This is a genomic window from Bradyrhizobium sp. AZCC 1578, from assembly GCF_036924675.1.
Classification (GTDB): Bacteria; Pseudomonadota; Alphaproteobacteria; order Rhizobiales; family Xanthobacteraceae; genus Bradyrhizobium.
This window is the reverse complement of record NZ_JAZHRZ010000001.1, coordinates 1,153,804-1,173,965: the sequence shown is the minus strand read 5'-3', so window position 1 is coordinate 1,173,965 and position 20,162 is coordinate 1,153,804. Positions and strand designations below refer to the sequence as shown.

Sequence of the window (20,162 nt, the reverse complement as noted above, 5' to 3'; positions counted from 1 at the left end):
TGGCAGGCGATGTCTTAGGCGGCCTTCTTCTTGGCCGAGGTGGCGTCGAGCACGCCCATGATGTCGGACTCCTTCATGATCAGGAGTTCCTGGCCGTCGATCTTGACCTCGGTGCCCGACCACTTGCCGAACAGCACGCGGTCGCCGACCTTGAGGTCGATCGGGATCAGCTTGCCGGCTTCGTCACGGCCACCCGGGCCGACGGCGATGACTTCGCCCTGGGAGGGCTTTTCCTTGGCACTGTCCGGAATGATGATGCCGCCAGCGGTCTTCTCTTCGGCGTCGATGCGTTTGACGACGACGCGGTCGTGAAGCGGACGGAAGTTCATGCAGTCCTCCTAAACGTCTGGGAATGTTGTAGAATTCTGGAATTTTGGCAGTCCGGGCCAGCGAGTGCCAACCCGGCTGCGGCTGATTTAGGCCAGTATTCTTCGGGGGACAAGGGCTTCTAGCAGAAAAATTGGCACTCAAATATGTCGTCTGCCAATTTTGTTCGGCATGATTAACGCAGCGGCGGAAGCCTCCGGACCCGTATTAGCACGTGCGGTAAGCTGCTGCTAACGCGTGAATTTTCAACAATTCATTAAACATTTAGGCTTGTGATGGGTTGGTATCGTGCGTCACATTTCTCTCATGTGAGCGCATCTCCGCCGGGGTGGCTCGGTGTGTGGCCACCACGTGAAATGCGCTTCCAGCAATGGAGGTTTGGCATGGTCTCGCGGGTTGGAGTTGCTTCCGACGACTTCCGGAAGCAGGTGCTGGGTTACGGGCTGACGACGGCGCAAATTCTGTATCGGATGCCGGATCATCCTTCATTGCTGCAGACCTATGTCTGGCAGAACTACGATCTGTTTCCGAAATTCCCGGCGCTGAAGGACTTCCTCGCGTTCTGGCAGGAAAAGCTTGATGGCCCGCTGTATTCCGTGACGGTGGCGCATTCCAGGCTGATCAAGCCGGCCGAGCTGCGTGCAGTCGACGGGGTATTCAGGCTGCATTGATTTTGTGGTCGGCGCCGTAGGGTGGGCAAAGGCGCGCTTGCGCCGTGCCCACCATCTGACTCCGCTCGCGATGGTGGGCACGCTTGCGCTTTGCCCACCCTACAAAAAAGTTTTGTGTTAGCCTCCGACATCAAACGAATGAGGGAGGTAGGCAATGTCCAAGCCGAAGAAGGCGACTTCAAGAGCCGCAGCCAAAACCGCCGTCAGGAAGAAATGGGCGGGGTACAAAGGCGCTGCCAAGTCCTCCGCGCGCAAGACCATCAAGTCCAAGGGACGCATTTCCGCTGCGAAAAACACGACGACCAAAGCCCGGCCGAAGCAGCGCATCGCCATCAGCCATCACCGCGAAGAAGATTTCAAGGCCGACGGCCTGCGCACTTATGCAAAGTACCGCGACCTCGGGATTGCCGACGCGACCCACGGCCTGGCGCAGGCGCATGTCATCCGCTTGGTCGGCCCGTGCAACCCGGCGGAAGTTTCAAAACTGCATTACCACGACGTCGAGTTCCAGATGGTCTATGTGCTCAAGGGCTGGGTGAAGACCTATATGGAAGGGCAGGGCGAGACGCTGATGAAGGAAGGCAGCGCCTGGACCCAGCCGCCGCGCATCAAGCATCTGATCATGGATTATTCCGATGATGTCGAGTTGCTGGAGGTGATCCTACCGGCGGAGTTCAAGACGGTGGAATTAGCGAGTTGACTCTCGCGGTCGTCATTCCGGGCGCGCGTAGCGCGAGCTATGATGTGCAATTGCACATCATGGCTCGATGCTTCGCATCGCCCCGAAATGACCGCTAGGTCATCACCCCCACCACTGCCCCCATCAAACACGTCGCCAGCGTACCCGACACGATCGACTTCAATCCCAGCGCATTGATCTCCTCGCGCCGATCCGGTGCCATGGTGCCGAGGCCGCCGATCATGATGCCGAGGCTGGCGAAGTTGGCAAAGCCGCACATCGCGTAGAGCATGATCAGCCGCGAGCGCGGATCGAGCGCGTCCGTGCCGAGTTTCGAGAGGTCGAGATAGGCGATCAGCTCGTTGAGCACGGTCTTGGTGCCCATCAGGCTTCCGGCCGTGACGGCTTGCGGCCAGGGCAGGCCCATCAGCCAGCACACCGGAGCCATCACGAGCCCCAGCAGCCGCTGCAGCGAAATTTTGGCGCCGCCGATCTCGGGCAACAGCCCGAGGATCGCATTGACGAGATAAACCAGCGCCACCAGCACCAAGAGCATCGCGACGATGTTGAGCAGCAGTTCGAGCCCGGCCGCAGTGCCCTTGGTGATTGCATCCATGGTCGAGGACGCATGCGTGTCGGGATCACTGAGCGAACCGCCAGTGCGCTTGTCGGAAGTCTCCGGCACCATGATCAGGCTGATCAGTATCGCGGCCGGCGCGCCCAACACGGACGCAATGACAAAATGTGCCGCCGCGTCCGGGATCAGCGGCGCCAGGAATGTGGCGTAGAGCACCAGCACGGTGCCGGCGATGCCGGCCATGCCGCCGGTCATCACCAGGAACAACTCGCTGCGCGTGAGTTGCGCCAAATAGGGGCGGATGAACAGCGGTGCCTCGACCATGCCGAGAAAGATATTGGCCGCGGCCGATAGCCCGACCGCGCCGCCGACGCCGAGCGTGCGCTCCAACAGCCACGCCATGCCGCGCACGATCGGGGGCAGTACGCGCCAGTAGAACAGCAGCGTGGTCAGAACGCTCATGACCAGCACGATCGGCAGCGCCTGAAATGCCAGGATGAAATCCGCGCCCGGCGCCTTGAGATCGAACGGCAGCGCGCCGCCGCCGAGATAGCCGAACACGAAGGAAGTGCCGGCGCGCGTCGCCGCCGCGATCGTGCCGACGGCGTCGTTGATGGCGCCAAAGGCTTTTGCCACCGGCGGCAGCTTGAGCAGCACCAGCGCGGTAACGATGGTGACGGCCAGCCCGATCGCCACCTGACGGAGCGACACGGCGCGGCGGTTCTCGCCGCACGCCCATGCGATCGCCAGCAACGCCAGCACGCCAAACGCCGATTGCAGTTGCAGCATGAATCCCCCCGGAACCCCTGGGGAGCGATTATGCCAACCTTGTCGATTTGTGAAAGCCCAACTCGTATCCCGGACGCGGTGTGCCGCGCCCGGGGCACCGAAAGTCAGCCCCGTCCCACGAACGGCATCTTGGTCGCCATGACGGTCATGAACAGCACGTTGGCATCTAACGGCAGGCCCGCCATATAGGCCACCGCATCGCCGACCGCCTTCGCGTCCATGCGCGGCTCGTGTTTCATCGTGCCATCGGGCTGCATCACACCGGGGCCGGCGACCATGCGGTCGGTCATTGGGGTTGCGGCATTGCCGATGTCGACTTGGCCGACTGCGATGTCGTACATGCGGCCGTCGAGGTTGGAAGCCTTGGTGAGGCCGGTGATCGCGTGCTTGGTCGACGTATAGGCCGCAGAGAAGGGCCGCGGCGCGTGCGCCGAGATCGAGCCGTTATTGATGATGCGGCCGCCGCGCGGGGTCTGGTCCTTCATGATGCGGAAGGCATGCTGGGTGCACAGGAACGGGCCGGTGAGGTTGGTGTTCACCACCGCCTGCCACTGCTCGAGGCTGAGATCCTCGAAATTGACCGGCGGCGCGCCCATGCCGGCGTTGTTGAAGAGAACATCGAGCCGGCCGTAGGTGTCCTTGACCTTTTGAAACAGGGCCGCAATCGACTCGGGCTTGGTCATGTCAGCAGAAACGCACAGGCTCTTGCCGACATTGTCGCCGAGCTTCTTGGTTTCTTCCAGCATCTCCATGCGACGCCCGGCGAGCACCACGGTGAAGCCGGCATTCATCAGCGCCAGCGATGCCGCGCGTCCGACGCCGGTGCCGGCACCGGTCACGAGCGCGATCTTGTTGGTTGCTTCGGCCATTGTTTCCTCGCCTTCAGTTCTTGGTTTCTGTTTCGGATTTGTAGGGTGGTCTCGGAATATTCTGGTGTGCAGCCCGCAAGGCCGCCGACCAGCGCGAACGCAGGTCGTGGAAATATGGCTCGCCGGCCTCGATGCGGTGGTTGAGGTCGGCCTCGCAAGCATCTGCGCGCACCACCAGCACGTCGATCGGCAAGCCGACGCCGAGATTGGAGCGCATGGTTGAATCCATCGAGATCAGGCCGGTCTTCAGCGCCTCATACAGTTCGACGTCGTAATGCATCGCGCGATCCAGCACCGGCTTGCCGTATTTGTGCTCGCCGATCTGCAGGTAAGGCGTGTCGGTGGTGCATTCGATGAAATTGCCGGCGGTGTAGACCATGAACAGCCGCATCCGCGAGCCCTTGATCTGGCCGCCGAACAGGAAGGAGACATCGAAGGAGACGTCTTCGGATCGCAGCGCCTCGCCTTCGGTGGCGTGCACGGCGCGGATGGCGCGGCCGATGCGTTGCGCGGCCTGGAACATGGTCGGCGCGTTGATCAGCGTTTCGAGCTCGCCGGTGTGCGGATCTTCCATGCCCTCGGTGAGCGTCGACAGCACCGACTGGCTGATCGCCAGATTGCCGGCGCTGGCGACCGCCATGATGCGCTCGCCGGGTTTTGAGAAAATATGGAGTTTGCGGAAGGTCGAGACGTTGTCGAGGCCGGCATTGGTGCGCGTATCCGCGATCATGACGAGACCGTCCCGCACCAGAATTCCGCAGCAATAGGTCATTCCAGATCCCCGAACGCGCCTCATTTTTCGGCGCCAACTAGTAGCCAATTTCGAGGGGCCATCCAACCCCAATTCGATCCGGCTGATCCGCCCGCTGGCGGAAGCGGGCAATCCGAAGGCGCAAACCCAGATCGGGACGATGTCGCAGGCCTAAGCCATGACTGAGGCTTGGCTGAGGCCTGCGCCGCCTCCAACTATCGAGCCTGCGAATATTGATTATGTCCGCGGCCTCCGGCACGCTGGCTCTCCCACAAGAACAAAAAGCATTGGGAGGCCATCATGCGCGCCAGCCGGCTGTCGGGCGAACTCACCATCTCTGTGGCGATGCTTTGCATCGCATTGCTCACGGCGGTTCCCGCCTCAGCGCAGAAAAAGGGCGGCACGCTCAGGCTCTATCACAACGACAATCCGCCCTCGACCTCGCTGCACGAGGAAGCGACCATCGCCTCGGTGACGCCGTTCGCCGCCATCTTCAACAACCTCGTGGTGTTTGATCCCGCCAAGGTCCACGAAAGCATCGATACGGTCATTCCGGAACTCGCCGAAACCTGGTCGTGGGATTCCACCAATACGAAATTGACGTTCAAGCTACGGCAGGGCGTGAAATGGCACGACGGCCAGCCGTTTACGGCCAAGGACGTGCAGTGCACCTGGCGGATGCTGATCGGCAAGGCCGAGACCCAGGACTTCAAGCGCAACCCGCGCAAGGTCTGGTACACGAAGCTGCAGGACGTCTCGATCAACGGCGATCATGAGGCGACCTTCGAGTTGAGCGAGCCGCAGCCGAGCTTGCCGGTGCTGCTGGTGAGCGCGTTCTCGCCGGTCTATCCCTGCCATGTATCGCAGCAGGTGATGCGCACCAAGCCGGTCGGCACCGGGCCGTTCAAATTCGTTGAGTTCAGGCGCGGTGAGTCGATTCGCCTGGTACGCAATCCCGACTACTGGAAGAAGGATCGTCCATACCTCGACGAGATCACGTTCCGGATGATCGACAGCCGCGCAACGCGGATGCTGGCCTTTGCCACCGGCGATTACGACATCACCTTTCCGTCCGACGTCAGCATTCCCCTGATGAAGGATGTGAAGGCACGCGCGCCGCACGCAATCTGCGAGATGACGACAACGGGAGTGCAGATCAACCTGATGGTCAACCGCGTCAATGCGCCGTTCGACAATCCGGAGATCCGCAAAGCGATGTCGCTGGCGCTGGACCGAAAACTCTTCAACACGATCCTGATGGAAGGACTGGCGCGGATGGGCGGGGCAATGCTGGCCAAGCCCGCGGGCGAGTGGGGCATGCCGCCGGACATGGTGTCGTCGCTGACCGGCTACGGTCCCGATACCGAGATGGACATCGCCGAGGCGCAAGCGATCATGCAGAAGCTCGGCTATAGCGACGCCAAACCGCTGCAGATCAAGATCCAGACCAGGAACCTGCCGACCTATCGCGATCCCGCCGTGATCCTGATCGACCAGTTGAAGAAGATCTACATCACGGGCGAGCTCGACATCCTCGATACGCCGCGCTGGTACGCGCGGCTGGCGAAGAAGGACTACACGATCGGGCTGAACTTGACCGGCGTCAGCGTCGACGATCCCGATGGCAATATCGTCGAGAACTATTCCTGCAAATCGGAGCGCAACTATACCCAATACTGCAATGCCGAGGTCGACAGATTGCTGGCGGCGCAATCGCGCGAGCTCGACAAGGAAAAGCGCAGGAAGCTCGTCTGGGATATCGAGCGGCTACTGGTCGAGGACGCCGCGCGGCCGATCATCCTGCACTCCTCGGCCGGCAATTGCTGGCAGCCTTACGTGAAGAATTTCCGGCCGCATGATAATAGCCAGTACAACAACCTGCGGTTCGAGGATGTGTGGTTGGATAAGTGACATCCCTCCACCGTCATTGCGAGGAGCGAAGCGACCGAAGCAATCCACGCTTCAGCAAGCGGCGAGATGGATTGCTTCGCTGCGCTCGCAATGACGGTGGGGAAGGTCCGGGCCGTCACTGCGATTGGCTTTGCCATTGCCCCGGCCGGGCGGCCTGTTCGACCTTGACCGCAACCGTTAGCGTTTCCGTGCCGCCGCCATAGCGGGTGCCGCGTACCGGGGCGGCGCCGAGATAGTCGAGCCCGATCGCGACGCGGGCGTGGGCGTCGGTGGTGCAGATGCCGTTGGCGGCATCGAAGCCGACCCAGCCGAGATCGGCCACGTAGGCTTCCGCCCAGGCGTGGCCCGCCTGCTGGTGCACCATTCCGTCGGAGCGCAGGAAATGGCCGGAGACGAAGCGCGCCGGCACGCCGCCGGATCGGGCGCAGGCGATGAAGATGTGCGCATAGTCCTGGCAGACGCCGCGCCTGAGCGCGAACGCCTCCGCCGCCGAGGTGCCCGAGTGGGTGGGGTCTTCGTCGAATGTCATGTGCTCGTTGATCTGCACCATCAGCGCATGCAGGAAACCGAGCACGTCGCCATCGGACTCCGACCGCAGCTCGCGGGCAAAGATCGCCATCGCCGGATTGACTTCGGTCAGCGCGGTCTGGCGCAGGAACAGGCTCGGCGGAAAGCGCTCGTCGGTACCGCGCAGCACGCCGCCGGTGTCATGGGTCTCGATCAGGCCCTCGACATGGATCGTGAGGTCGGCGATCGGCCCCTGGGTGAGCACATGCGTGATGTTGCCGAATGCATCCTGGTGCATGTCGAGGCGAGAGTCGGTCGAGACATCGATCTGCCATTCGGCGACATACTGCCCGTCATGGCTGCCGGGCGTCATCCGCAGGATCTGGATCACGCCCGTGGCCGGCGGCTCGTAGCGATAGCTGGTGGAGTGGGCAATTCGCAGGCGCATGGCTTGACCAGGTTCGGATCGTCATGCCCGGGCTTGTCCCGGGCATCCACGTTCTTTGGTTGGCATAGCAAGACGTGGATGGCCGGGACAAGCCCGGCCATGACGGCGGTTGGTTTTGTTCGTCCGAAATCTCAAATCAAATACTGCTTGGTGATGATCTCACCGAGCCGCGCATTATCCGCGATGAACTCCTGGATGAACTCATGGACGCCGTGCTGGAAGATATCGTCCATATGGCTGTGTTCAAGCCGGTTGCGGACGCCGCGGGCGTGGCGCTGGGCGGCGCCCTGGCGACCGTAGGCGACGCCGATCTGGTCGAGATTGCGCACCAGATTGCTGTAGCAGCTCGCCAGCGAGCGTGGCAGCGTGTCGTTGAGGATCAGGAGGTCGGCGATCAGCCACGGCTTTAGCGTCTCGCGGTAGACCCAGTGATAGGCGGTCAGCGCGGAGACCGAGCGCAGGATCGAGGTCCACTGGTAGTAGTCCAGGGGACCACCGACGTGCTCTTCCTCGGGCAGCAGCACGTGATATTTCACGTCGAGAATGCGCGCGGTGTTGTCGGCGCGCTCCAGGTGCAGCCCGAGCCGCGAGAACCAATAGGCGTCGTTGCGCAGCATGGTCCGGTAGGCCGAGCCGTCGAACCGCAGCGAGGTCTCCTGCACGAAGCGGAGGAATCGCGCCAGTTCCTCGCGGCTGGAGGTGCCCTTGCCCCAGACTTCCTGCAATTCGATCCACGCCGAGTTGATGGTGTCCCACATCTCCGATGTCAGCGCGGTGCGCACCGAGCGCGAATTGAGCCGCGCGGCCTCGATGCAGTTCTTGATCGAGGAAGGATTGGAAGGCGAGAATGCCAGATATTCGACGACGTTCTGCTCGGTGGCTTCCGGATAGGCCTCGTAGAAGCTTGCGCTGACCCCGGCCGTCAGCAGCGCCGATTCCCACTCATTGGTCTTGCCGATATAGGCGGCGGGAAGCGCGGTGACTCGCAAGGTCGCATCGATGGTGCGCGCGATATATTCGGCGCGCTCGACATAGCGGGCCAGCCAGTACAGGTTTTCGGCAGTGCGCGACAGCATACGAAGATTTCGCTCTCTATTCGTCCAGTATCCAGGTGTCCTTGGTGCCGCCGCCCTGGCTGGAATTGACCACCAGGGAGCCTTCCTTCAGCGCCACGCGAGTCAGTCCGCCCGGCACGATGGTGACGTGCTTGCTGCCGGTCAGCACGAACGGGCGCAAATCGACATGGCGCGGGGCGAGGCCGGAGGCGGTGCAGGTCGGGCAGGTCGAGAGCGCCAGCGTCGGCTGGGCGATAAAACCCTCCGGCTCGCGCTTGAGCTTGTCGCGGAACGCCTCGATCGTCGCCTTCGTCGCGGCCGGGCCGATCAGCATGCCGTAGCCGCCGGAGCCGTGCACTTCCTTCACCACCAGCTCGCTCAAATTGTCGAGCACATAGGACAGGTCTTTTGGCTCGCGGCAGCGCCAGGTCGGCACGTTCTTCAGAATCGGCTCTTCGCCGAGATAGAACTTTACCACCTCCGGCATGTAGGAATAGATCGCCTTGTCGTCGGCAATCCCGGTGCCGACCGCGTTCGCCAGCGTGATATTGCCGGCCGCATAGGCCGACATCAGCCCGGGCACGCCGAGCGCCGAATCCGGCCGGAAGGTGAGGGGGTCGAGGAAATCGTCGTCGACGCGGCGGTAGATCACGTCGACGCGTTTCAGCCCCTCGGTGGTGCGCATGAACACCTCGTCGTTCTTGACGATGAGGTCGCGGCCCTCGACCAGCTCGATGCCGAGCTTGTCGGCGAGGAAAGAGTGTTCGTAATAGGCGGAATTGTAGACGCCCGGCGTCATCAGCGCGACCGTCGGCTCGGCCGAGGCGGAGAGCGGCGCCACCGAGCGCAGCGCCGACAACAATTCGTCCGGGTATCGCTCTACAGGTGCAACGCGGTGGCGGGCGAACAGGTCGGGAAACAGCCGCATCATGATTTCGCGGTTTTCGAGCATGTAGGAGACGCCCGAGGGCGTCCGCGCGTTATCCTCCAGCACGATGAAATTGTCGGCGTCGACCCGGACGATATCGATCCCTGCGATGTGCACGTAGACGTCATGCGGCACGCTCTGGCCGTTCATCTCGGGGCGGAAGACCGGGTTTTGGAAGATCAGGTCGTCGGGAATGATGTTGGCGCGCAGGATGTCGCGGCCGTGATAGATATCGCGCAGGAACATGTTGAGCGCGCGAACCCGCTGCTTCAGGCCCTTCTCCAGAACGGCCCATTCCTTCGCCGACATGATTCGCGGGATCACGTCGAAGGGGATCAGCCGCTCCTGCGCCTCGGCGTCGCCATAGACGGCGAAGGTGATGCCGATCCGGCGGAACAACAGTTCCGCCTCCTGACGGCGATATTCCAGGGCATCCGGAGGCGTCTCCTTCAGCCAGCGGGAGAGCTCCTGGTAGGCCGGGCGGAGGTCGCCGCCGGGCCCGTTCATTTCATCGAAGGCAACTGCCATAAATCCTGACTATCTCTCGAAGCCATGCGGCACGGTGCATGAGTTCACAGGATGGTAGCAAGGCTCGGGCCAGCGCGATATGCATTGGCTTGCGGCATTTCGTGTGGGTAGCCGGCCGCGCTGCCCTAAAAAAAGGCTGCCGGGTGCTTATTTCGGCAGCAAACCCCCGTGACTTCAATGCGTTGCTTGCGCAAAGTACGGGGCAGGTGGGGAGAAGTCATGAGCGAGATCGTCACGGCGGGTATTCTGGTCATCGGCGACGAGATCTTGTCCGGCCGTACCAAGGACAAGAATATCGGGTTCATCGCCGAATACCTGACCAATATCGGGATCGACCTCAAGGAGGTCCGCATCGTCGCCGACGACGAGACCGACATTGTCGACGCCCTTAATGCACTGCGGAATCGCTACACCTACGTCTTCACCACCGGCGGCATCGGACCGACCCATGACGACATCACCGCTGACAGCGTCGCCAAGGCCTTCAGTGTCGGGATCGGTCATCATCCGGAGGTGGTGGCGCGCTTTCGCGAGCGCTGGAGCGAGCAGGATCTGAACGAGGCGCGGCTGCGCATGGCGCGTGTGCCCGACGGCGCCGAACTGATCCAGAGCGCGACCATCCTGGCGCCCGGTTTCAAGCTCGGCAATGTAATAGTCATGGCCGGCATCCCCTCGATCATGCAGGCGATGATGGACATCGTCGCGCCCAAGCTGAAATCGGGCGTGCGGATGCTGTCGGACTCGGTACGCGCCAATGCGCGCGAAGGCGACATCGGCGGGCCGTTGCGGGAGATCGCCAACGCCCATCCCGACACCATCATCGGCAGCTATCCGTTCATGGACGAGGACAAGAAGCCGAACACCAACCTCGTCGTTCGCTCGCGCGATCCCGACAAGCTCAACGCCGCGATGGCCGCGGTGAAGGAGATGCTGGCGGCATTGAACGTCACCACCCGGTAGCAGACAGGCCAGGACAAGACGAAGCGACAAGACGAAGCGACAAGGCGAAGCAGCGTGGCAGACAACAATTACGAACCGAGCGCCGAGGCGAAGGCCGGCCGGCCCTTTCCGGTGTCCTGGGACCAGTTTCACCGGGATTGCCGGGCGCTGACCTGGCGGCTCAACGAGGTCGGGCCGTTTCACGCCGTGATCGCGATCACCCGCGGCGGCCTGGTGCCGGCTGCGATCGTGGCCCGCGAGCTGGGCTTGCGGGTGATCGATACGGTCTGTGTCGCGAGCTACGACCACGACAAGCAGGGCGATCTGCAGGTGCTGAAGGGCGTCTCGCCCGATGTCGCCAAACTTGGCGGCGGCACCGGCAAGGGGCTGTTGATCGTCGACGACCTCGTCGATACCGGTACCACCGGACGGCTGGTGCGCCAGATGCTCCCCGATGCACATTTCGCCACCGTCTACGCCAAGCCGAAAGGCAAGCCGCTGGTCGATACTTTCATCACTGAAGTATCGCAGGATACCTGGATCCATTTTCCCTGGGACACTGCGCTGTCGTTCCAGCCGCCGATCCGTCCGTGATGGCATGCCGTGGTCTGGCCGTCATTGCGAGGAGCGATAGCGACGAAGCAATCCATGCTTCCGCGCGCGAGGAGAGATGGATTGCTTCGCTGCGCTCGCAATGACGGTGATAGGCTTTTGAGCGTCACATGCCCCTTCAAAACCGCGTCACGCCCACAGGCGACATCATCGCGACCCCGTATCGCGGCATGTTCACCGGTAACCGCGGCATCATCCACGATCCCGCGACCAAAACTTTATTGAAGAAGCGCTGGTCGAGCCCGGCCTGGATCACCTGCGTCTGCGAGTTCAGAGGGTGGCGGCGGCCCGTGATGGGCCGGCGGAGCTGGACCGAGTTGTTCTTTCTCGACGAGGCGACCGCCTTCGCCGCCGGGCACCGCCCATGCTTCTTCTGCCGCCGCGACGACGCCAACCGCTTTCGCGCGGCGTGGGAAGTGGGCAATGGTGCGAAGGACATTCGTGCGCGGGAGATCGATGCCGCGCTGCATGGTGAGCGGCTGGAGCGCGGCAAAAAGCGGCTGCATCCGCCGCCAGTGCCGGTGGCGCAGTTGCCTGACGGCGCGATGGTGCAGCGGGGCGAAGAGTCTTTATTGATCGTGCAGGGCAGGGCGCTGCAATGGTCGATGGCGGGATATCGCGAGGCGGTCGATGCGCTCGACGTCGCGATGCTATTGACGCCGCCGTCGACGTTGCGTGCATTCGGCGCCGGATATCGACCGGTGCTGCATCCGAGCGCGATGGGATAAAGACTATCCCCGTCATTGCGAGGAGCGAAGCGACGAAGCAATCCATCTATCCCCGTGTAGAGAGGTGGATTGCTTCGCTTCGCTCGCAATGACGGGGTTAGCCCAACCGTTCCCGCGCCAGCCTTGCGCCCGCGCCGAGCGCCGCGAGCTTCGCCTCCGCGATATCTCTCCGCATCGGCGCCATGCCGCAATTGGTGGTAGCGACGATGTTGCTGAGCGGCACGAATTTCGACACCGCCTCGATCACCTGAACGACGTCTTCCGCGGTCTCCACCGTGTCGCTGGCGACGTCGATCACGCCGGCCTGGATGACCTTGCCGGGCAGCAGCGCCAGCAGATCCAGCGGCACTTTCGAGTTGCGGCACTCGATCGCGACCTGCTGGATCGGGCTCTTGGCGATCGCCGGGAAAATATCCTCGTACTGCCGCCACTCGCTGCCCAGCGTCTGCTTCCAGTCGGTGTTGGCCTTGATGCCATAGCCGTAGCAGATGTGAACGGCGGTGGTGCAGGTCAGCCCTTCGGCCGCCCGCTCCAATGCCTTGATGCCCCAGTCGGAGACCTCGTCCATGAAGACGTTGAAGGCGGGCTCGTCAAACTGGATCACGTCGACGCCATCCGCCTGCAACGCCTTGGCCTCGCTGTTGAGCAGCTCGGCAAAGGCGAACGCCATCTTGACCTTGTCGCCGTAATACCGGTCGGCGACGGTGTCGGCGATGGTCATCGGACCGGGCAGGGTGAATTTCAGCTTGCGCGTGGTATGGGTGCGGGCGACTCGGGCCTCGTCCGCATGGACACGCCCCTTGAGCGTCAGCGGTGCTGTCACCTGCGGCACCATCGCCTTGTAGCGGTCCTTGCGGATGCCCATTTCGACCTTGTGGGCGAAATCAATGCCCTCGACCTTCTCCAAAAAGCCGTGGACGAAGTGTTGGCGGGCCTGCTCGCCCTCGGTGACGATATCAACGCCAGCATCCTCCTGCAGCTTCACCGCCAGCATGGTGGCATCGCGCTTGGCGCGGGCGAGCTCGTCACCCCTCGATTTCCAGGGGGCCCACAGTGTGTTGGGCTCGGCCAGCCATTCCGGCTTCGGCAAGGAGCCTGCGATCGTGGTTGGAAACAGCATGGGAGCCTCCCGATGGGTTCTGATTGAGCGCCTGTCTGCCATGACTTATGGTCGAGGTACAGAACAACAAAAGTCGCCATTGCCTGGAAAATCTCGATCATACTGAGAGGAACTGGGGCTTCCGGTCGGCCGCGAGGCAGCCGCCGCTGAGTAGAGGCCCCTCCAGCGCCCTCATCCTTCGAGACGCGCGTTCCGCGCTCCTCAGGATGAGGCTCGAGAATCAACAAAAGGAAACCCCATGCTCGAATTCTTCTTCGATTGCTCCAGCCCCTGGACCTATCTCGCCTTTCATAACATCCAGCCGCTCGCCAAGGAACTCGGCGTCGAGATCACCTGGCGGCCGATCCTGGTCGGCGGCATCTTCAACACCGTCAATCCGAGCGTCTATGCGCAGCGCGAAACGCCGGTGCCGTTGAAGGCGCGCTATATGAAGAAGGATCTCGCCGACTGGGCGCGCTCCGCAGGCCTTGCGATCAAGATGCCGCCGACGGTGTTTCCGGTGAACAGCGTCAAGGCGATGCGCGGCTGTATCTGGGTTGCACAGGAATCTGGCGAACGCATGGTGCCGTTCGCGCGCGCCGTGTTCGAGGCCTATTGGGGCGATGACAGGGACATCTCAAAGGATTCGGTGCTGACGGATATCTGCGAGAGCGTCGGCGTCGATCCCGTCAGATTCTTCGAGTGTATCGGCCAGCAGGCGATCAAGGAACAGCTCAAGGCCAACACGGACGAGGTGATGGCGCGCGGCGGATTCGGTTCACCGACGATCTTCGTCGGCAAGACCGACATGTATTTCGGCAACGACCGGATGCCGCTGATCCGCGAGGCGCTGGAGCGCCTGAAAGCGCGCGCGGCCTGATGCCGAGAGCCGTCGTCTGCCGCGAACTCGGCTCGCCCGAGAAGCTGCGCCTGGAAACCTTTGCCTCCGCACCGCTGGCGCCGGGACAGATACGCGTCGCTATTCGTGCCGCCGGGATCAATTTCCCGGATATTTTGATGGCGGCGGGCGAATATCAGCTCAAGCCGCCACTGCCGTTCACGCCGGGCGTCGAAGCCGCCGGCGATATCGTCGAGATCAACGGCGCTACGGGAGTTGCGGTGGGCGACCGGGTGATCGTGAAGATGCGGCACGGTGCTTATTCCGATGAAGCGATCGCCACACCCTCGCAGCTCGTGCCGCTGCCATCGACGTTCGACTACGCCGAAGGCGCGACGTTCCTGGCCGGCCATGGTACTGCCTATCACGCGCTGATCGATCGCGGCCGGCTTCAACCGGGTGAGGTACTGCTGGTGCACGGCGCCGGCGGCGGCGTTGGCCTTGCCGCAGTCGAAATCGGCAAGATGCTCGGTGCCACCGTGATTGCGACCGCGTCAAGCGACGAGAAACTCGCGATCGCCAAAGCGAGGGGCGCCGATCATCTCGTGCGCTACGACCAGGAGCCGTTCCGCGATGCCGTCAAGCGCATCACCGACGGGCAGGGCGCCGACGTGGTGTTCGATCCCGTCGGCGGCGAGGTGTTCGAGAACTCGATGCGCTGCATCAACTGGGGCGCGCGGCTGTTGGTCATCGGCTTTACCGGCGGCATCGGGCTTGCCAAGACCAATCTGTTGATGATCAAGGGCGCGAGTGTGCTCGGCATCCGTGCCGGCGAAGCAGTGCGGCGAAATCCTGCGCTTGGCGAGATCAGGATCAAGGCGCTGACGGAATGGGCGGAGGCCGGAAAAATCCGCCCCAACGTCTCGCATCGGCTGCCGCTGGAGGAGTACGCGAAAGCGATGCGGCTGTTGATCGACCGCAAGGCGATCGGCAGGGTGGCGCTCACCATGGGATGACAACGGAGGTTTTCTCACCGCGCTTCGGCATATCGTAAGCACGTCCGTACGATCTGACCGCAGGCTGCATCCTGTGCGTTGCCGATATCGGTCGCACCGGCATACTGTACTTGCGCGACCTTGCCAGCGACGAAGCGGAGCTGAACGCGACAGTAGCCTGCTGGAGGCTGGCCGCCGATGTTCAGCCCGGGCGGGATTGTGACAGTGGGAGGCAGTACCCCGCCGGGAGGACTGGTCGCGTGCTCATACATCCAGATTTCGCCACGGCCATCCTTTGTCGTGCCCGTGGGCAGACCGGCACACATGCGGATCGCCGATTGGTCGAGACCAACGAGGCTTTCCCGGCCTCGCCGCGCCCATTCGGCTTCGCGATCGGCACAGCCGGCGAGGACGAGGGGTGCCAAAATGAGCATCCGCAGGCGAAGGCGCATCGATATCGGTCCGGTAGTTGGATTGGATGACAATATCGCGGCGCGATGTCGCAATTGCAGCGGGACGGGAGCGCGGCTCCATGCTCAATGAACATGGATCAAAAAGCGACGTGCGACGTTAGTTTGCCCGCCGCCGATCGACCGACTTAGCGTAGAGCGCCTCAGCTAAATTTCGCGAAAGCTGCCGGTTCGAACAAACGCAATCGTCTGCTCGATCGCAACGCGATTGCGCACCAGCCAGGGATGCGGCGCACCGATCACGATGTGACCTGTCATGCCGTCGAGCCTGGTATTCGCCACCGACACCCGTCCGTCATGCGGCTTCGGCAAGAATGCCGAGGCGATCGGATAGATCGAGCGGTTTCCGGCAATGATGCCGACGGGATAATCGACCGGCGGAAACAGCGCTTCGATGGCGGCGTCGCGCTGGGTGCGGAGTTGCTGTCCTGCCGGTCCGAAGAAGGCGCGGTAGGGTCCGAAATTCTTCAGGCGGTCGGCGATCTCGCTGCCGCTGTTCGGCGTGCCGATCATTACAACGCGGCCCAGACGTTGCGGCCGGTGACGGGCGATGTAGACGCGTGCCAGCAGTCCACCCATGGAATGGCAGACGAAATGGACGGAACCGGCGACGCAATCGGCAAAGCGCTGGATGGAAGGATGGATGTCCTCCGCCAGCGCGTCCAGCGCCCTTCGGCGGCTCGCATAATTCAGGTTAAGCGCCGTCAGCCCGGCAGCCTCGATTGCCGTCTGCATTCTTCGAAACGATCGCGCCGTCCTGCTGATGCCATGCAGCAGGATGACGCCGTCTCGCGTCGCGTCGACCGAAGCCGGCCGGTCGCTCACTTATATTCGCGCTCCTGCCACCACGGGAAATAGTCGGGCATGTCGCTCGATACCTTGTTCTTGAATTGCGCTGGGCGCTTTTCCAAGAATGACACGACGCCTTCCTTGACGTCTTCCGAGCGGCCGCGGGCGTAGATGCCGCGGCTGTCGACCTTGTGGGCTTCCATCGGATCGTCGGCGCCCAGCATGCGCCACATCATCTGCCGGATCAGCGCCACCGAGACCGGCGCGGTCTTGGTGGCGAACTCCTTGGCGAGCGCGCGTGCGGTCGGCAGCAGATCGTCCGGCGGCACCACCTTGCTGACGAGACGGCCGGCGAGCGCTTCCTGTGCTGGGAACACGCGTCCCGAGTAGCACCATTCCAGCGCCTGCGAGATGCCGACGATGCGCGGCAGGAACCAGCTTGAGGCCGCCTCCGGCACGATGCCGCGTTGGGAGAACACAAAGCCGAAGCGCGCGGCCTCCGACGCGATGCGAATGTCCATCGCGAGCTGCATGGTGACGCCGATGCCGACCGCGGGCCCGTTCACCGCCGCGATCACCGGTTTTAAGCACTTGAAGATGCGCAGCGTCACCTGGCCGCCACCATCGCGCACCATGGGATCGCTGTAATCGACCGCGCCGCTCGCAATCCGCTTCACCGGGCCACGCCGCGCGTCGCGGTCGAACGTGTTGGCGCCGGAAGAAAGATCGGCACCGGCGCAGAAGCCCCGGCCTGCGCCGGTGACGATGATAGCGCGGACATTGTCGTCCTTGTCGGCGGCGTCGAAGGCGTCGACCAGCTCCTGCTGCATGGTGCCGTTGAAGGCGTTGAGCTTGTCGGGCCGGTTCAGCGTGATGGTGAGAATCTGATCGTCGACCTCGTACTTGATGGTCTCATACGCCATTGGGTGTTCCTTCCTGCAATGCTTGTTCTTGAATTCCATCTCGTCATTGCCGGGCTTGACCCGGCAATCCATCCTCTTGAAGAAGATGGATGCGCGGGTCAGGCCCGCGCATGACGATCGGCGCGCGGCGGCAAGTTACTTGCCCGGCGGCGACGGCCACGGCCGCTGCGCACCGCGCAGGCCCTCGAATGCCTTGGCCAGGCCGAGCACGCCGAGATCGTCGAAGCGGCGGCCGATGATCTGCACGCCGATCGGGAAGCCCTTGGCGTCATATCCGCCATTGATCGAGAGCGCCGGGTTTTCCGCCATATTCCACGGCACGGTAAAGCAGATGTGCTCGAACGGTCTGTCGGGGTCGTTGATCGGTGCTGCGAACTCGGCCGGGAAGTTCACCACCGGCGACACCGGGGAGATCACGTAGTCGAGTTCGTGGAATAGCTTAGCTGCCGCGGCGCGGATCGCCATGGTGGCGTTAAAACCCCTGACGACGTCGACGCCGGAAAGCTTTGCGCCGGCTTCTGCCCATTTGTGGATGTAAGGCAGCGTCTTGCCGCGATCCTCGGGCGAAAGCTTTGAGAGATCGTCCCACAACCGGGCCCGCCAGAAATTATCGAGCCCGTCGAGCATCTCGCGCGTCAGGATGCCGTTGACTTCGGTGACGATCGCGCCGGCGGATTCGAACGCCTTGGCGGCGTTGACGGCTACGTCACGCACCTCCTGCTCAAGCGGCTGGCCGGCGCCGGGATCGAGCATCAGGCCGATGCGCAGCTTGCGCGGCGACTTGTCGAGCGTCTTCCAGTGGATGCTGCTGTCAGCCGGCAGACTCATGCCGTCACGGCGATCCGGCTTCGACAACACGCACATCATCAGCGCGGCGTCATCGACAGTGCGGGTGATGGGACCTGCGACCCGGCCGACATAGGGTGGATCGATCGGAACGCGCCCGAGGCTCGGCTTCAGCGCGACGAGACCGCACCAACAGGCCGGCAGCCGCACCGAGCCGCCGATGTCGGTGCCCAGATGCAGCGGGCCGTAGCCGGCCGCGCCCGCCGCGCCTGCGCCGGAAGAAGAGCCGCCGGGGTTCTTGGCTAGGTCCCAGGGGTTGCGCGTGAGCGGGTGGAAGCTGGAGAGGCCCGATGACAGCATGCCGTAGTCCGGCATCGTCGTCTTGGAGAAGATGATCGCGCCGGCTTCGCGCAGCCGTGCGGCGGGCGGCGCGTCTTTCTCTGCTGGTGCCAGCTTCACGCTGGCCGCGCCCAGCGGTATCGGCTGGCCTTTGGTGGCGATATTGTCCTTGATCGTCACCGGCACGCCGTCGAGCGTGCTCACAGGCTCGCCCCTCTGCCAGCGGTCAGTCGACGCCTTCGCGACCGCGCGTGCGCCATCGGGATCGAACAGATAGAGCGCCTTGATGTGCGGCTCCCAGGCCGCGACGTGCTCGATCACTTCCTCCAGCACTTCCGAGGGCGAGAACTGCTTGGCGCGATAGCCGGCGATCAGGTCGGTGGCGGAGAGGTCATGCAGCGAGGTGACCTGTTCCTCGGGGGGTGGTTTATGCATGCTAACCTACCGGGAGCCGGGTTTCGATGATGCGGGCGAACATGCTGGCGCCGATCGGCAGGATCTTGTCGTCGAGGACGAAGCCGGAATTGTGCACGGGCACCGAGCCGTCGTGGCCGATCCAGAAATAGGCGCCGGGCACCACCTGCATCATGTCGGCGAAATCCTCGCTCCCCATCTTCGGCTGCGAGCGCGTGAGCACTTTGGACGGATCGACCACGGTCTTCGCCACCGCTTCGACCACCCTGGACTGTTCTTCCTCGTTGACGAGGACGCTGAACGTGTCGCGGATGTCGACCGTGATCTCGCACTCGAACGTGGCGGCAACGCCGGCGCAGATCTTGCGCATGCGATCGCGGATCAGCGTGCGCACGCCGTCGTCGAAGGCGCGCACCGTGCCGCCGAGCTTCGCCTCGCCGGGGATCACGTTGTTGGCGGAGCCGGCATGGATCTGCGTGACCGACAGCACCGCAGACTTCAAGGGATCGACGTTGCGGCTGACGATGGTCTGCAGGGCCTGGGCCAGCGTGGTCGCGATCACTACCGCATCCTTGGAGCGCTCCGGCATCGCGCCATGCGCGCCATAGCCCTGGATCGTGATGTCGAAGAAATCGGCGCCTGCCATCGCCGGTCCGGGCAGGATCGCGATCTCGCCGTGATTGAGGTCCGGCGCGTTGTGCAGGCCATAGACCTCGTCGCAGGGAAACTTTTCGAACAGCCCATCCTTGATCATGGCGCGCGCGCCGCCGAGGCCTTCCTCGGCGGGCTGGAAGATGAAATGCACGGTGCCGTCAAAATTCTTCGTCTCGGCCAGATAGCGCGCGGTGCCGAGCAGTATCGTGGTATGACCGTCATGACCGCAGCCGTGGAAACGCCCCGGAATGGTCGAGCGCCATTTCAGGTTGGTATTCTCTTCCATCGGCAGCGCATCCATATCAGCGCGCAGGCCGATGCGCTTGCCGCCATCGCCCTTGCCCTTGAGCACGCCGATCACGCCGGTGCCGCCGAGGCCGCGATGGACCTCGATGCCCCAACCCTTCAGCTTCTCGGCGACGATGCCGGAAGTGCGCACCTCTTCGAAGCCGATCTCGGGATGGGCATGCAGATCGCGGCGGATGGCGGTGAGTTCCTCGGCATAGCCGCCGATGCGTTCGATGATGGGCATGTCT

The 20,162-nt window shown here is 63.1% G+C and carries 21 protein-coding genes; 8 read left to right on the top strand and 13 right to left on the bottom strand.

Annotated elements, in window-relative coordinates; genetic code table 11:
- Nucleotides 1-14: 14 nt before the first annotated feature.
- Nucleotides 15-329 carry a co-chaperone GroES gene (locus V1290_RS06110; protein WP_334363520.1) on the bottom strand — a complete coding sequence of 105 codons (315 nt, stop codon included), beginning with the start codon at nt 327-329 and terminating at the stop codon, nt 15-17.
- A 381-nt stretch (nt 330-710) separates the two neighbouring features.
- On the opposite strand from V1290_RS06110, the gene V1290_RS06105 reads away from it, so the two are divergent.
- A complete protein-coding gene (locus V1290_RS06105) occupies nt 711-998 on the top strand; it encodes an usg protein (protein WP_212422107.1) in 288 nt (95 codons plus the stop codon).
- Between the two features lie 154 nt (nt 999-1,152).
- Nucleotides 1,153-1,698: a cupin domain-containing protein gene (locus V1290_RS06100; RefSeq protein ID WP_334363517.1), complete on the top strand. Its 546-nt coding sequence runs from the start codon at nt 1,153-1,155 to the stop codon at nt 1,696-1,698.
- A 94-nt stretch (nt 1,699-1,792) separates the two neighbouring features.
- On the opposite strand, the gene V1290_RS06095 is transcribed toward V1290_RS06100, so the two are convergent.
- The 3 genes from V1290_RS06095 to V1290_RS06085 form a co-directional block, all read right to left on the bottom strand.
- Nucleotides 1,793-3,043 carry a NupC/NupG family nucleoside CNT transporter gene (locus V1290_RS06095; RefSeq protein ID WP_334363516.1) on the bottom strand — a complete coding sequence of 417 codons (1,251 nt, stop codon included), beginning with the start codon at nt 3,041-3,043 and terminating at the stop codon, nt 1,793-1,795.
- A 104-nt stretch (nt 3,044-3,147) separates the two neighbouring features.
- Complete coding sequence (locus V1290_RS06090; RefSeq protein ID WP_065747999.1) at nt 3,148-3,912, bottom strand: SDR family oxidoreductase; 765 nt, start codon at nt 3,910-3,912, stop codon at nt 3,148-3,150.
- Between the two features lie 13 nt (nt 3,913-3,925).
- The gene (locus V1290_RS06085; protein WP_028349888.1) at nt 3,926-4,684 is read right to left on the bottom strand and encodes a proteasome-type protease; all 759 of its coding nucleotides are present in this window, start codon (nt 4,682-4,684) and stop codon (nt 3,926-3,928) included.
- A 279-nt stretch (nt 4,685-4,963) separates the two neighbouring features.
- On the opposite strand from V1290_RS06085, the gene V1290_RS06080 reads away from it, so the two are divergent.
- Entirely contained in the window at nt 4,964-6,574 is a 1,611-nt protein-coding gene (locus V1290_RS06080) for an ABC transporter substrate-binding protein (RefSeq protein WP_334363515.1), read from the top strand.
- 115 nt (nt 6,575-6,689) lie between these two features.
- Here V1290_RS06080 and V1290_RS06075 read toward each other — a convergent pair whose 3' ends face one another.
- From V1290_RS06075 to V1290_RS06065, 3 genes are all read right to left on the bottom strand, one after another.
- Complete coding sequence (locus V1290_RS06075) at nt 6,690-7,529, bottom strand: transglutaminase family protein (RefSeq protein ID WP_334363513.1); 840 nt, start codon at nt 7,527-7,529, stop codon at nt 6,690-6,692.
- Nucleotides 7,530-7,660: 131 nt separating this feature from the next.
- Nucleotides 7,661-8,605, bottom strand: a complete 945-nt coding sequence (locus V1290_RS06070) for an alpha-E domain-containing protein (RefSeq protein ID WP_028349886.1) — start codon at nt 8,603-8,605, stop codon at nt 7,661-7,663.
- A 16-nt stretch (nt 8,606-8,621) separates the two neighbouring features.
- Nucleotides 8,622-10,040, bottom strand: coding sequence for a circularly permuted type 2 ATP-grasp protein (locus V1290_RS06065; protein ID WP_334363510.1), 1,419 nt, complete (start codon nt 10,038-10,040; stop codon nt 8,622-8,624).
- 219 nt (nt 10,041-10,259) lie between these two features.
- On the opposite strand from V1290_RS06065, the gene V1290_RS06060 reads away from it, so the two are divergent.
- The 3 genes from V1290_RS06060 (at nt 10,260) to V1290_RS06050 (ending at nt 12,319) form a co-directional block, all read left to right on the top strand.
- Nucleotides 10,260-11,000, top strand: a complete 741-nt coding sequence (locus V1290_RS06060) for a competence/damage-inducible protein A (protein WP_334363509.1) — start codon at nt 10,260-10,262, stop codon at nt 10,998-11,000.
- A gap of 54 nt (nt 11,001-11,054) precedes the next feature.
- Nucleotides 11,055-11,573, top strand: a complete 519-nt coding sequence (gene gpt / locus V1290_RS06055; protein WP_334363508.1) for a xanthine phosphoribosyltransferase — start codon at nt 11,055-11,057, stop codon at nt 11,571-11,573.
- Between the two features lie 128 nt (nt 11,574-11,701).
- A complete protein-coding gene (locus V1290_RS06050; RefSeq protein WP_334363507.1) occupies nt 11,702-12,319 on the top strand; it encodes a hypothetical protein in 618 nt (205 codons plus the stop codon).
- 97 nt (nt 12,320-12,416) lie between these two features.
- Here the strand turns inward: V1290_RS06050 and V1290_RS06045 are convergent, their stop codons facing one another.
- Nucleotides 12,417-13,439, bottom strand: coding sequence for a methionine synthase (locus tag V1290_RS06045; RefSeq protein ID WP_334363506.1), 1,023 nt, complete (start codon nt 13,437-13,439; stop codon nt 12,417-12,419).
- Nucleotides 13,440-13,677: 238 nt separating this feature from the next.
- Here V1290_RS06045 and V1290_RS06040 point away from each other — a divergent pair, with 238 nt between their 5' ends.
- Nucleotides 13,678-14,298, top strand: a complete 621-nt coding sequence (locus tag V1290_RS06040) for a 2-hydroxychromene-2-carboxylate isomerase (RefSeq protein WP_334363505.1) — start codon at nt 13,678-13,680, stop codon at nt 14,296-14,298.
- A complete protein-coding gene (locus tag V1290_RS06035; RefSeq protein ID WP_334363504.1) occupies nt 14,298-15,272 on the top strand; it encodes an NADPH:quinone oxidoreductase family protein in 975 nt (324 codons plus the stop codon). Before V1290_RS06040 ends, V1290_RS06035 begins: the two co-directional genes overlap by 1 nt.
- 14 nt (nt 15,273-15,286) lie before the next feature.
- Here V1290_RS06035 and V1290_RS06030 read toward each other — a convergent pair whose 3' ends face one another.
- The 5 genes from V1290_RS06030 to V1290_RS06010 all read right to left on the bottom strand — a co-directional run bounded on the left by V1290_RS06030 (nt 15,287) and on the right by V1290_RS06010 (nt 20,158).
- Nucleotides 15,287-15,676, bottom strand: coding sequence for a hypothetical protein (locus V1290_RS06030; protein ID WP_334363503.1), 390 nt, complete (start codon nt 15,674-15,676; stop codon nt 15,287-15,289).
- 192 nt (nt 15,677-15,868) lie between these two features.
- Complete coding sequence (locus tag V1290_RS06025; protein WP_334363502.1) at nt 15,869-16,546, bottom strand: esterase/lipase family protein; 678 nt, start codon at nt 16,544-16,546, stop codon at nt 15,869-15,871.
- Nucleotides 16,543-17,433 carry a crotonase/enoyl-CoA hydratase family protein gene (locus V1290_RS06020; protein WP_334363501.1) on the bottom strand — a complete coding sequence of 297 codons (891 nt, stop codon included), beginning with the start codon at nt 17,431-17,433 and terminating at the stop codon, nt 16,543-16,545. Before V1290_RS06020 ends, V1290_RS06025 begins: the two co-directional genes overlap by 4 nt.
- A 135-nt stretch (nt 17,434-17,568) precedes the next feature.
- Nucleotides 17,569-18,993 (bottom strand): amidase, encoded by a 1,425-nt coding sequence (locus V1290_RS06015; RefSeq protein ID WP_334363500.1) that lies wholly within the window; start codon nt 18,991-18,993, stop codon nt 17,569-17,571.
- 1 nt (nt 18,994) lies between these two features.
- On the bottom strand, nt 18,995-20,158 hold the full coding sequence (locus tag V1290_RS06010; RefSeq protein ID WP_334363498.1) for a M20 aminoacylase family protein: 1,164 nt from the start codon (nt 20,156-20,158) through the stop codon (nt 18,995-18,997).
- Nucleotides 20,159-20,162: the final 4 nt, after the last annotated feature.